This is a genomic window from Kitasatospora sp. MAA19 (assembly GCF_029894125.1).
Lineage (GTDB): Bacteria > Actinomycetota > Actinomycetes > Streptomycetales > Streptomycetaceae > Kitasatospora.
Genome location: NZ_JARXYZ010000038.1, coordinates 43,810 through 56,285 on the forward strand (window position 1 = coordinate 43,810; position 12,476 = coordinate 56,285).

The 12,476-nt window shown below is 71.8% G+C and carries 11 protein-coding genes and 1 pseudogene; 7 read left to right on the forward strand and 5 right to left on the reverse strand.

Features of this window, described 5'->3' with window-relative positions; genetic code table 11:
- The first annotated feature begins 138 nt into the window (after positions 1 to 138).
- Entirely contained in the window at positions 139 to 723 is a 585-nt protein-coding gene (locus P3T27_RS35040; protein ID WP_280685364.1) for a TetR family transcriptional regulator, read from the forward strand.
- Positions 724 to 846: 123 nt separating this feature from the next.
- Here P3T27_RS35040 and P3T27_RS41100 read toward each other — a convergent pair.
- Positions 847 to 1,590, reverse strand: a pseudogene (locus P3T27_RS41100) (peptidoglycan DD-metalloendopeptidase family protein); the annotation flags it as partial.
- Between the two features lie 516 nt (positions 1,591 to 2,106).
- On the opposite strand from P3T27_RS41100, the gene rpsB reads away from it, so the two are divergent.
- The 6 genes from rpsB (at position 2,107) to rlmN (ending at position 8,326) form a co-directional block, all read left to right on the forward strand.
- A complete protein-coding gene (gene rpsB / locus P3T27_RS35050; RefSeq protein WP_280685337.1) occupies positions 2,107 to 3,009 on the forward strand; it encodes a 30S ribosomal protein S2 in 903 nt (300 codons plus the stop codon).
- A gap of 129 nt (positions 3,010 to 3,138) precedes the next feature.
- The gene (tsf, locus tag P3T27_RS35055) at positions 3,139 to 3,978 is read left to right on the forward strand and encodes a translation elongation factor Ts (RefSeq protein ID WP_280685338.1); all 840 of its coding nucleotides are present in this window, start codon (positions 3,139 to 3,141) and stop codon (positions 3,976 to 3,978) included.
- 261 nt (positions 3,979 to 4,239) lie between these two features.
- Entirely contained in the window at positions 4,240 to 5,004 is a 765-nt protein-coding gene (pyrH, locus tag P3T27_RS35060; protein WP_030056790.1) for a UMP kinase, read from the forward strand.
- Positions 5,005 to 5,102: 98 nt separating this feature from the next.
- Positions 5,103 to 5,660: a ribosome recycling factor gene (gene frr / locus P3T27_RS35065; RefSeq protein WP_280685339.1), complete on the forward strand. Its 558-nt coding sequence runs from the start codon at positions 5,103 to 5,105 to the stop codon at positions 5,658 to 5,660.
- Complete coding sequence (locus tag P3T27_RS35070) at positions 5,660 to 7,132, forward strand: phosphatidate cytidylyltransferase (protein WP_280685340.1); 1,473 nt, start codon at positions 5,660 to 5,662, stop codon at positions 7,130 to 7,132. Before frr ends, P3T27_RS35070 begins: the two co-directional genes overlap by 1 nt.
- Before the next feature lie 93 nt (positions 7,133 to 7,225).
- On the forward strand, positions 7,226 to 8,326 hold the full coding sequence (rlmN, locus tag P3T27_RS35075; protein ID WP_280685341.1) for a 23S rRNA (adenine(2503)-C(2))-methyltransferase RlmN: 1,101 nt from the start codon (positions 7,226 to 7,228) through the stop codon (positions 8,324 to 8,326).
- Between the two features lie 71 nt (positions 8,327 to 8,397).
- Here rlmN and P3T27_RS35080 read toward each other — a convergent pair whose 3' ends face one another.
- From P3T27_RS35080 to P3T27_RS35095, 4 genes are all read right to left on the reverse strand, one after another.
- Positions 8,398 to 9,555: a hypothetical protein gene (locus P3T27_RS35080; protein ID WP_280685342.1), complete on the reverse strand. Its 1,158-nt coding sequence runs from the start codon at positions 9,553 to 9,555 to the stop codon at positions 8,398 to 8,400.
- Positions 9,556 to 9,582: 27 nt separating this feature from the next.
- Positions 9,583 to 10,338: an ATP-binding cassette domain-containing protein gene (locus P3T27_RS35085; RefSeq protein ID WP_280685343.1), complete on the reverse strand. Its 756-nt coding sequence runs from the start codon at positions 10,336 to 10,338 to the stop codon at positions 9,583 to 9,585.
- A 211-nt stretch (positions 10,339 to 10,549) separates the two neighbouring features.
- Positions 10,550 to 11,944: an aspartate aminotransferase family protein gene (locus P3T27_RS35090; protein WP_280685344.1), complete on the reverse strand. Its 1,395-nt coding sequence runs from the start codon at positions 11,942 to 11,944 to the stop codon at positions 10,550 to 10,552.
- Positions 11,941 to 12,414, reverse strand: a complete 474-nt coding sequence (locus tag P3T27_RS35095; RefSeq protein ID WP_280685345.1) for an Lrp/AsnC family transcriptional regulator — start codon at positions 12,412 to 12,414, stop codon at positions 11,941 to 11,943. Before P3T27_RS35095 ends, P3T27_RS35090 begins: the two co-directional genes overlap by 4 nt.
- Positions 12,415 to 12,476: the final 62 nt, after the last annotated feature.

Here is a 12,476-nt window from a genome sequence, read left to right on the forward strand (position 1 = left end):
CCCGGCTGAACGCCTCACCGCACGCCCGCTCGTACGCCGCGTCGCGCGCCTGCGCTTCCCACCCAAATGCGCGGCGCCGTATCTGCCGCACGTAGGGCTCCGTACAGTGGGAGCGTGCCGAAGATCCGAGCGGCCACGGTGGCCGAGCATCGCCAGCTGCAGCGGGCAGCCCTCCTTGACGCTGCCCGCACCCTGCTCACCGAGGGCGGCATGGAGGCGCTGACCTTCCCCGCGCTCGCGGCGCGCACCGCTCTGGCGCGCTCCTCGGTCTACGAGTACTTCCGCTCCCGGGCCGCCGTGGTCGAGGCGCTCTGCGAGGTGGACTTCCCGCTCTGGGCGGCCGAGATCGAGGCCGGGATGGAGAGCTGCGACAGCGCGGCCGACCGGATCGAGGCGTATGTCCGGGGCCAACTGGCGCTGGCCGCCGATCCGCGCCACCGGGCGGTGGTGGCGATCTCCGCGCTGGAACTCGACGATGCCGCGCGCGAGCGCATCCGGGTGGCGCACGGCAAGCTGGTCGGCCTAGTGGTCCAGGCCCTGGAGGATCTCGGTCACGCGCAGCCCAGGCTCGCCGCGGCGCTGCTCCAGGGGATCGTGGAGGCGGCCGTCCGCCGGGCCGAGAAACTGGCCTCCGGGGAATGCAGCGGGTGTGCTGCCGAGCGCCCCGAGCTGATTGCGGACGCCGCCGTGGCCATGGCCCTGCACGGCCTCGACCGGACCTGAGCCACCAACCAGCCCAACCAGCCCGCCCGGCCCACCCGGCTCGTCCGGCCTGGTGTGCCCGGCGCCGCCCAGCGGCAGCAGTCGCGCCGCCCCCGCGCCGAACAGGGCCAGCGGGTCGAGATAGCGCCCGCCGCGCAGCAGCCCCCAGTGCAGGCAGTCCCGCGCGGGGCAGTGCCGCCCGTCGGGGGCGAGCCGCCCGATCACCTGCCCGGCGGTTAGCGCGGTGCCGACCGGGACGGTGCCGGCGACGGGCAGGTAGGTGGTCCGCAACGGAGGGGATCCCGAGCCCTGGTGGGTGACGGTCACTACCGGGCGTCCCGCCACCAGCCCGGAGAAGGTGACCGCTCCCGCGGCCGCCGCTCGTACCTCCGCCCCGGGCGCGCCGGCGAGGTCCACTCCCCGGTGCCCGGCGGCCCAGGGCTTGGCCGGCGGCTCGAACCGACCGAGCACCCCGCCGGGCCCGCCCACCGGCCAGGCCCGTTCGCCGCCCGGGCCGGGGCCGGCAGCTCCACCGAGAGCCGAGCTCCGCACCGCACCGTCATAGCCATAGCCATAGCCATAGCCATAGTCAGGAACGGAAGCCAGCAGCATCAGCGCCGCCAGCACGACGACCAACCCTCGCACCACACCCCTCTCCCTCCCCCTCTCCCTCCCCTTGCCCGTCCCGCCTACCCCGGCCTGACCGAACCGGCCCGGCGTGAACCGGCCCAGCACGAACCCGGCCGGCGTTGACCAGGCCGGCCCGACGGCGGACGGAGCCGGGCACCCGGCGCGAACAGTCATGCCCCGAGGCTCACTGCGTCGCCGCCCCCACACCACCCACTTCCGGATACCTGTGGACAAACCGCCCTCACGGCCTGCACCCATCCCTCCAAGGGGTGTACGGGCACCGCCATCCGGTGGACAAGCTGCATACCAGCGGCCTACCAGCAACGCACCACCGGTCGGCCACCGGCCGGCCACCGACCCACCACCGACGCGCCGACGGCCCCGCCGCCCCCTCTCCCGCCCCCGCGGACCCACCCGCCCCAGGCCCTCCGCCAGCCGCGGAGTCGCCCGCCCCTCGGCGCTTCCCGTACACTTCACACGCGACCCGGTCCGCCGGGTCGACTTCGCACGCCCCGCCACCGGTGGACGAACGCGGCTCAGCCGCTGCCTCCGCCAGGTGCGAGTGCCGCTCGGTCCGCCGAGCCCGCCCGGTCCCCGGATCGAGTGGGTGGAAGCGGCTCGGCACGTTCGGGGCGTCAGGCGTGGCTGTCACCTGGCCGCCACGGACAAACCGAGCCTGACCCGGCCGACCGCACCGCACGAGCGGGGAGCGCCACCGCGCGAACCGCCGTCCGCTGCGCGACCGCCGGGCCGTAACACCTGAGGAGCACGGCCATGGCCGTCGTCACGATGCGGGAGCTGCTGGAGAGCGGCGTCCACTTCGGTCACCAGACCCGCCGTTGGAACCCGAAGATGAAGCGCTTCATCATCACGGAGCGCAACGGCATCTACATCATCGACCTCCTGCAGTCGCTGAACTACATCGACCGCGCCTTCGAGTTCATCAAGGAGACCGTTGCCCACGGCGGCAGCGTCCTCTTCGTCGGCACGAAGAAGCAGGCCCAGGAGGCCATCGCCGAGCAGGCCACCCGCGTGGGCATGCCCTACGTGAACCAGCGCTGGCTCGGCGGCATGCTGACCAACTTCTCGACCGTCTACAAGCGCCTGCAGCGCCTGAAGGAGCTCGGCGAGCTGGACTTCGCGGACGTGGCCGGTTCCGGCCTCACCAAGAAGGAGCTCCTGGTCCTCCAGCGCGAGCACGACAAGCTGGAGAAGACCCTCGGCGGTATCCGCGACATGCAGCGCGTTCCCAGCGCCGTCTGGATCGTGGACACCAAGAAGGAGCACATCGCGGTCGGCGAGGCCCGGAAGCTCAACATCCCGGTCGTCGCCATCCTCGACACCAACTGTGACCCCGACGAGGTCGACTACAAGATCCCGGGCAACGACGACGCGATCCGCTCCGTCACCCTGCTGACCCGTGTGATCGCCGACGCCGTCGCCGAGGGCCTGAAGGCCCGTGCCGGTGTCGCCAAGGGCGACGTCAAGGCCGAGCCGGGTGCCGACCAGCCGCTGGCCGACTGGGAGAAGGACCTCATCGAGGGCGAGAAGAAGGCCGAGGAGGCCCCCGCCGCCGCTGAGGCTCCGGCCGAGGAGGCCCCCGCCGCCGAGGCCCCCGCCGCCGAGGCTCCGGCCACCGAGGCTCCGGCCACCGAGGCTCCGGCCGAGCAGGCCTGACGCACCAAGGGTGAGGGGCACCCGCCGGTACGACACCGGTAGGTGCCCCTCTCTCCCACGCCGGGACCGAACCATCGGTCCCGGCGTCTCCCCACGCAGACACGCGAGACGCGAGAAGAGATTCACACCATGGCGAACTTCACCGCCGCGGACGTCAAGAAGCTCCGTGAGCTCACCGGCGCCGGCATGATGGACTGCAAGAAGGCCCTGGACGAGGCCGAGGGCAACGTCGAGAAGGCCGTCGAGCTCCTGCGCATCAAGGGCCAGAAGGGCGTTGCCAAGCGCGAGGGCCGTGACGCCTCCAACGGCGCCGTCGCCGCGCTGATCGCCGAGGACAAGAAGTCCGGCGTTCTGGTCGAGCTGAACTGCGAGACCGACTTCGTCGCCAAGGGTGACAACTTCGTCAAGGTTGCCGACGCGATCGCCGCCCACGTGGCCAAGACCGCCCCGGCCGACCTGGACGCCGCCCTGGCGTCCGAGATCGAGGCCGGCAAGACCGTCCAGCAGTTCGTCGACGAGGCCAACGCGACCCTGGGCGAGAAGATCGTCTTCCGTCGTTTCGCTCAGTTCGACGGTGACGGCTTCGTCGCGGTCTACCTGCACAAGACCAGCCCCGACCTGCCGCCGGCCGTCGGCGTCCTGGTCGAGCTGGACAAGGAGAACGCCGAGGTCGCCAAGGACGTCGCGCAGCACATCGCCGCCTTCGCGCCGAAGTACCTGTCCCGCGAGGACATCCCGGCCGAGGACATCGAGAACGAGCGCCGCGTCGCCGAGGCCACCGCTCGCGAGGAGGGCAAGCCCGAGGCCGCCCTGCCGAAGATCGTCGAGGGTCGCGTCACCGGCTTCGTCAAGGAGAACTCCGTTCTGGAGCAGGCCTTCGCGAAGGACAACAAGAAGTCCGTCGCCAAGGTCCTCGAGGAGAACGGCGTCGCCCTCAAGCGCTTCGCCCGCTTCCGCGTCGGCGCCTGAGCCACGTTCCACCTGGTCCCCGGCAGCCTTACGCTGGGAACCGCCCCCGCCCGCTGACCAGGGCGGGCGGAACGCCGAACGGGCTCACCCAGTGCCAGCCGTCCACGGGCGGGCCGCGTCGGCACCATGAACGACGAGGAGGCCATTGCCGTGCAGGACACCGAACCGGTTCCCGCGGCAGTGGCCTCCTCTCGCGTACGCGCAGGCCGGGCATCCGCACACCCGCGCCTGTGAGCCAGTAGGTGCAAAAAGGAGAAGTCCATGCAGGAGACGCAGGAGACCGCGCAGGACCCCAAGGCCGGCTCGCGCCGCCGGGTGCTGCTCAAGCTGTCCGGTGAAGCCTTTGCCGGTGGTGGCGGACTCGGCGTCGACCCGGACGTCGTGCACGCGATCGCCCGGGAGATCGCCACCGTCGTCCGCGCCGGTACCGAGGTCGCGGTGGTCATCGGCGGCGGCAACTTCTTCCGGGGCGCCGAGCTGCAGGTGCGCGGCATGGACCGGGCGCGCTCCGACTACATGGGCATGCTCGGCACCGTGATGAACTGCCTGGCACTGCAGGACTTCCTGGTCAAGGAGGGCATCGAGACCCGGGTCCAGACCGCCATCACCATGGGTCAGGTCGCCGAGCCGTACCTGCCGCTGCGGGCCGTCCGGCACCTGGAGAAGGGCCGTGTGGTGATCTTCGGCGCCGGTATGGGCATGCCGTACTTCTCGACCGACACCACCGCCGTCCAGCGGGCCCTGGAGATCCACGCCGACGTCCTGCTGATGGGCAAGAACGGCGTGGACGGCGTCTACGACTCCGACCCCCGGACCAACCCGGACGCGGTGAAGTTCGACGCGCTGGAGTACTCCGAGGTCATCGCGCGCGACCTCAAGGTCGCCGACCTCACCGCGATCACGCTGTGCAAGGACAACAACCTTCCGATGCTGGTCTTCGAGCTGCTGGCGGAGGGCAATATCGCGCGTGCGGTGAAGAGTGAGAAGATCGGCACACTCATCAGCCAGGATTCTGTCCGGGCCTGAGCAGCAACCAGCCGTACGGGGCGGCGCCGTCGCCGTGACCGGCCTCGACGCCGATACCGGTCGGGACAACCGCAGATGAACCGGACAGGGAGATCACAGTGATCGAAGAGACCCTCCTCGAAGCCGAGGAGAAGATGGAGAAGGCCGTTGCCGTCGCCAAGGACGACTTCGCCGCCATCCGCACCGGCCGTGCCCACCCGGCGATGTTCGCCAAGATCGTCGCCGAGTACTACGGCGCCGTGACGCCGATCAACCAGCTGGCCTCGTTCTCGGTGCCGGAGCCCCGGATGGCGGTCGTCTCGCCGTTCGACAAGACCGCGCTGAAGGCGATCGAGCAGGCGATCCGGGACTCCGACCTGGGCGTCAACCCGTCCAACGACGGCTCCATCATCCGGGTGGTGCTGCCCGAGCTGACCGAGGAGCGCCGCCGGGAGTTCATCAAGGTCGCCCGTGGCAAGGGCGAGGACGCGAAGGTCTCGATCCGCGCGGTGCGCCGCAAGGCCAAGGACGCCATCGACAAGCTGGTCAAGGACGGCGAGGTCGGCGAGGACGACGGCCGCCGTGCCGAGAAGGAGCTCGACGACACCACGGCCAAGTACGTGGCCGCCGTCGACGAGCTGCTGAAGCACAAGGAAGCCGAGCTGCTCGAAGTCTGATGAACGACGCCCCTGACGCCCCTGGCTACTGGGGCCCGTCCGACCAGCAGTTCCAGCCCTACCGGCCGGCGCCGCAGGCACCGCCGCAGCAGGCGCACCCGGCGCCGGGGTACGGCGAGTACCCGGCGCCGCCGCAGGCCCAGGGCTACCCCGGCCACCCGGGCGGCCAGGCCGCCTACCCGGGTGCGCCGGGAGGTGCACCGGCCGCCCCCGGTCACCGTTCGGATCACCCGCAGCAGCCTCCGGTGTACTGGGGCGGCGACGCGGAGGAGACTCAGGTCATGCCTCCCGTACCGGCCGACCCCGGTCCGTTCCCCGGCGCGCCGGACCAGGCACCCCCGGCGGTCCCCGGCCGGTCGGCCGATCCCGCCGCCGGCCAGTCCCGGGAGGCCGGCCGGCTGAGCGGCCCGCTGTTCCGGGACGAGCAGCCCGAGGCGGCGGTGCCCGGCGTGACGGAGACGGTCGTGCTGCGCGCGATATCCGATGACGTCACCCCCGCCCCCGGCCGCGGCGCCCCGCCGTACCCGGGGGCCCCGGTGCCTCCCGTGCCGCCGCCGAGCCACCCGGCGGCCGGGCAGCCCCGCTTCGTGCCGTCGTCCCATCCAGGGCAGGAGACACCCGTGGCCGCCCAGTCCACCCCGCAGCCGCAGCCGCGCAAGCAGCGCGGTGGCCGTAACCTCCAGGCCGCCATAGGCGTCGGGGTCGGTCTCGGTGTGGTGATCATCGCCTCGCTGTTCGTGGTGAAGGCGCTGTTCCTGTTCGTCGTGATGGCCGCGGTGTCGGTCGGAGTCTGGGAGCTGACCAGCCGACTCGCCGAGCGCAAGCAGATCAAGGCGCCGCTGGTCCCGCTGGTCGCGGGCGGCATCGCGATGCTCGCCACCGGCTACTGGGCCGGGGTGCAGTGGGCCGCGGCCTCGCTCGTGCTGACCGGACTGGCGGTGATGGTCTGGCGGATGGTCGAGCCGCCGGAGAACTACCTGCGGGACATAACGGCCGGTGTGTTCACCGCCTTCTACGTGCCGTTCCTGGCCACTTTCGTGGCGTTGATGCTGGCGGCGGACGACGGCCCCCAGCGGATCGTGCTGTTCCTGATCGTCACGATCTGCAGCGACACCGGTGCCTACGCGGTGGGCTACAAGTTCGGCAGGACCAAGCTCGCCCCGACGATCAGCCCGGGCAAGACCCGCGAGGGCCTGGCCGGCGGCATCGGCCTGTCGATGCTGGCGGGCGCCGTCCTGATGCAGCTGATCATCGACGGCGGCAGCTGGTGGCAGGGACTGATCCTGGGCGGTTGCGCGGCGGTCACCGCGACCCTGGGCGACCTGGGCGAGTCGATGATCAAGCGCGACCTCGGGATCAAGGACATGGGTACGCTGCTGCCCGGCCACGGCGGCATCATGGACCGGCTGGACTCGCTCCTGCCGACCGCCCCGGTGGTCTGGCTGCTGCTGGCGGCCTTCGTCGGCAGCTGACGCGCCGAGCGGTCGAAGGGCCCCGGACGCCCGCGCGTCCGGGGCCCTCGCGCGTCCTGGCGTGCGTCCGGCGTCTGCGACACTGGATGAACCATGCCTAAGCCCGGAGAACTGACCTTTGTCGCGCCGCGTGGCGCCAAGCCCCCGCGACACCTCGCCGACCTGAGCCCCGCCGAGCGCAAGGAGGCCGTCGCCGAGCTGGGCGAGCAGCCGTTCCGCGCGAAGCAGCTCTCCAATCACTACTTCGGCCGGATGTCGAACGACCCGGCGGGCTGGACGGACATCCCCGCCGCCAGCCGGGAGAAGCTCACCGGGAGCCTGCTGCCGGAGCTGATGTCGGTGGTCCGACACGTCTCCTGCGACGACGACACCACGCGCAAGACGCTGTGGAAGCTCTTCGACGGCACGCTCGTCGAGTCGGTGCTGATGCGCTACCCGGACCGGGTCACCATGTGCATCAGCTCGCAGGCGGGCTGCGGCATGAACTGCCCGTTCTGCGCGACCGGCCAGGCCGGGCTGACCCGCAACCTCTCCACCGCCGAGATCGTCGAGCAGATCGCCGCCGGGATGCGCGCGCTCAAGGACGGCGAGATCCCCGGCGGCGAGGCGCGGCTGTCCAATGTGGTCTTCATGGGCATGGGCGAGCCGCTGGCCAACTACAACCGGGTGCTGGCCGCGATCCGCCGCCTGACCGACCCGGCGCCGGACGGCTTCGGCCTGTCCCAGCGCGGTATCACGGTGTCCACCGTCGGCCTGGTCCCGGCGATGAACCGGCTCGCGGACGAGGGCCTCAGCTGCCGCCTGGCGCTGTCGCTGCACGCCCCGGACGACGAGCTGCGCGACGAGCTGGTGCCGGTGAACACCCGCTGGAAGGTCGCCGAGGTGCTGGACGCCGCGTGGAACTACGCGGAGAAGTCCGGCCGGCGGATCTCCATCGAGTACGCGCTGATCAAGGACATCAACGACCAGGCGTGGCGGGCGGACCTGCTCGGCCGGCTGATCAAGAACCACCGGGTGCACGTCAACCTGATCCCGCTGAACCCGACGCCGGGCTCCAAGTGGACCGCCTCCCGGCCCGAGGACGAGCGCGAGTTCGTCCGCCGGCTCCAGTCGCACGGGGTGCCGACGACCGTCCGCGACACCCGCGGCCAGGAGATCGACGGCGCCTGCGGTCAGCTCGCCGCGGCGGGCTGACCCGGTAGGACGGGCCTGAGGCGGGTCCGACCCTTCGCGTCGCCCGCCCGGCGGGAGTGGCCGGACCCGCCTCAGCGCAGACCGGCGGCCGCCAGCGCGGCGGTCGCCCCGCCGGTCACCAGCAGCGTGGTGCCCACCGCCAGGGTGCGCAGCGCGACCGCGCCGAACAGCAGCCGGGGCGAGGTGCCCAGGCGCAGCAGCGCGTCGGTGACGCCCCGGCGGTCGGTGCGGACCTCGGTCAGCCGGACGGCCACGGCCGCCGCCGCGCACCCGAGCACCAGACAGGCCTCGATGGCCGGCAGCGCGTCGGCGCTGTCGGGCGTGCCGATCCAGTAGCGGATGGTGGTGAGCACCATCGCGAGGGCGAGGGTGAGCACGGCCAGCGGCGGGCCGAGGCGGCGGGCCTGGGCGGTGAGTCCGCGGCCGGCCAGCAGCCGCAGCGGGGTGGGCCGGCCGAGGGCGAGCAGCCGTCCGGTCCAGGACAGCAGCGGGCCGGTGAGCAGGGCGAGCCCGAGTGCGCTGGCGGCCCAGCCGCCGAACGCGGCGGTGCTGGTGGTGCCGAGCCCGGCGGGCAGGTGGATCGGCCGGTCGTCGACGGCGGCGCCGGGCCGCAGGGCGATGAGTTCGAGGGCGAGGCCGATCACGGAGAGCCCGACCGGCAGGGCGATCCGCCAGGCGCCGAAGCCGGTCGGGCCGTGGGCACGGGTGCGGCCGCCGGGCAGGGTCTCGTCGAGCGGCACCGCGCAGGCGGCGGCGATCCCGGCGGTGAGCGGCACCAGGGCGAGCAGGGTGACCGGTGCGGCGGCCGGCAGCGGCACACCCATGCCGAGGTCGGGGGCGAGCGTGGGCCCGGCGATGTCGTTGCGCAGGACCAGGAAGGCCAGCAGGGTGAGCACGCTGCCGAGGGCGCAGGCGAGTGCGACCTCGCCGGCGATCAGGGTGCGGACCCCGCCGGAGCCGGCTCCGGCGGCGCGCAGGCCGGTGATCCGTTCGGGCTGCTGGGCGGGCACCGCGCGGGCGGTGACGGCCGCGAACCAGGCGACGGCGGCGAGCGGGGGGAGGCACCAGAGCAGCCGCTCCAGCGCGTCCTCGCCGCCGAGCGGGTCGCTCATCGCCCGGCCGAGGGAGCGCAGCAGGAAGGCCGCGACCACGGCGGCGGCCAGCGTGGTGAGCAGCCAGCGGCCGAGGTCGGGCACCCGGTAGCCCCGGGCCAGACGGAGATAGAACACGTCGACTCTTTCAGCGGCTCGGCGTCGTCAGCGGCGGGTTGCCGAGACGGCGGACGCACTGGCCGTCCCCGGGGCGGCGGTGCCGCGCGGGACGGGGGCGGCGGGGGCGGTGAGCCGTCCGTCGACGAGGGCGACGGCGCGGTCCGCGAACCGGACGAGCTCGGGGTCGTGAGTGGCCAGGACGAGGGTGAGCTGGTGCGAGCGGGCCGCGCTGGTCAGTATCCGCAGGACCTGGTCGGAGGCCTCGCGGTGCAGCGGGGCGGTGGGGTCGTCGGCGAAGACCACCGGCGGCAGCGGGGCGAGGGCGCGGGCGACGGCGATCCGCTGGCACTGGCTCCGGACCAGCCGCTCGGGGCGCTGCCGGGCGACCTCGCCGACGTCGAGGCGCTCCAGCCATTCGTCGGCGGCGGTGTACGCGGCCTTGTTGCCGGCGCCGGCGAGCAGCAGCGGCAGCGCGACGTTCTCCCGGGCGGTCAGTTCGGGCACCAGGTGCGGTTCGGAGCCGACGAAGCCGAAGCGGTCGCGGCGCAGCCGTTCGCGGCCGGCCCGGCCGAGGGTGTGGACGGGCGCGCTGTTGAACCAGACCTCGCCCTTGTCGACCGGGAGGAGGGCGGAGAGGCATCCGAGCAGGGTGCTCTTTCCGGAGCCGCGCGGTCCGGTGACGGCGAGCACCTCGCCCTCGCGGACGCCGATCGAGATGCCGCGCAGAGCGGGGGTGCCGTGATGGGACTTGACGATCCCCCGGGCCCACAGCACGTCGTTGTCAGGCGGTGCCGCTGACATGAGGTTCCATCCTGGATGGCCGCAGGGATATGACAGTCGTCAGATTAGAACGACTGGGACCCGGTGCGGTTGCGGCGCTCAGGTCCATCGCGGGCAAATCACCCGCAATCAGGCATGTTTGTCGGGTGGAGCGTGCTGGAAAGCGCCGAAGGGCGGTCCCGGGGAAGTGGGACCGCCCTTCGGCGGAGGGTGGGGAAGGAGGATCAGGAGGTCAGATCTTCGCCCACGCGTCGGTGAGGCTGGTCCGCAGGATCTGCTCGATCTCGTCGAAGGTCGACTGGTCGGAGATCAGCGGCGGGGCCAGCTGGATGACCGGGTCGCCACGGTCGTCGGCGCGGCAGTACAGGCCGTTGTCGAACAGGGCCTTCGACAGGAAGCCGTAGAGCACGCGCTCGACCTCGTCGTCGTTGAACGACTCCTTGGTGACCTTGTCCTTCACGAGCTCGATGCCGTAGAAGTACCCGTTGCCGCGGACGTCGCCGACGATCGGCAGGTCGCGCAGCTTGTTCAGGGTGCTCAGGAAGGCGCCCTCGTTGTCCAGCACCTTCTGGTTCAGGCCCTCGCGCTCGAAGATGTCGAGGTTGGCCAGCGCCACCGCGGAGGAGACCGGGTGGCCACCGAAGGTGTAGCCGTGCAGGAAGGTGTTGTCACCCTTGTAGAACGGCTCGGCGAGGCGGTCCGAGATGATCGTGGCGCCGATCGGGGAGTAGCCCGAGGTCATGCCCTTGGCGCAGGTGATCATGTCGGGCTGGTAGCCGAACTTGTCGGCGCCGAACATGGTGCCCAGGCGGCCGAAGGCGCAGATGACCTCGTCCGAGACCAGCAGCACGTCGTGGCGGTCGCAGATTTCGCGCAGGCGCTGGAAGTACCCGGGCGGCGGCGGGAAGCAGCCACCGGCGTTCTGCACCGGCTCGACGAAGACGGCGGCGACGGTCTCGGCGCCCTCGTTGAGGATGGCCACCTCGATCTCGTCGGCGCACCAGCGGCCGTAGGCCTCGGGGTCGACCGTGCCGTCCGGGCCTTCGAGGAAGGCCGGGGCGCGGTAGATGTTGGTGTTCGGGGCCTTGTGGGTGCCCGGCACCAGCGGCTCGAACGGGGCCTTCAGGCCCGGCAGGCCGGTGATGGACAGGGCACCCTGCGGGGTGCCGTGGTAGGCGACGGCGCGCGAGATGACCTTGTACTTGGTCGGCTTGCCGGTCAGCTTGAAGTACTGCTTGGCGAGCTTCCAGGCGGTCTCGACGGCCTCGCCGCCACCGGTGGAGAAGAAGACCTTGTTCAGGTCGCCCGGGGCGTAGTTGGCCAGGCGCTCGGCCAGCTCGACGGCCTTCGGGTGGGCGTAGCTCCACACCGGGAAGAAGGCGAGCTCCTTGGCCTGCTTGGCGGCGGCCTCGGCGAGCTCCTCGCGGCCGTGGCCGGCCTGGACGACGAACAGGCCGGCGAGGCCGTCGAGGTACTTGCGCCCCTTGTCGTCCCAGACGTAGGTGCCTTCGCCCCTGACGATCGTCGGCACGGGGGAGTTCTCGTACGACGACATGCGGGTGAAGTGCATCCACAGGTGGTCGTAGGCGGTCTTGGAAAGGTCCTTCTGCGCCGGGTCGGCTGTCATCGGGTGCCCCAGGTGTAGGTCTGTTTCCGGAGCTTCAGGTAGACGAAGCTCTCGGTGCTCCGCACGCCGGGAAGCGCGCGGATGCGCTTGTTGATCATTTCGAGCAGGTGCTCGTCGTCCTCGCAGACCAGTTCGGCCAGGAGGTCGAACGAGCCTGCGGTGCAGACCACGTAGTCGACCTCGTCGAGGGCGGCCAGCGCGTCGGCGACGGGCTCGATATCACCCTCGACCCGGATGCCGACCATCGCCTGGCGGGTGAAGCCGACGGTGAGCGGGTCCGTGACGGCGACGATCTGCATCACGCCCTGGTCGAGCAGCTTCTGGACGCGCTGGCGCACGGCCGCCTCGGACAGGCCGACGGCCTTGCCGATGGCGGCGTACGGGCGGCGTCCGTCCTCCTGGAGCTGCTCGATGATCGCCTTGGAGGCGGCGTCGAGGGGAACGCTCGCGGTTCGGTCGCGGTTGGCCACGCCGCCACTGTGCCCGATCGTTCCCCTGTTCGCAAGCGAGGAATCTGCTGATTTCGTCGCGA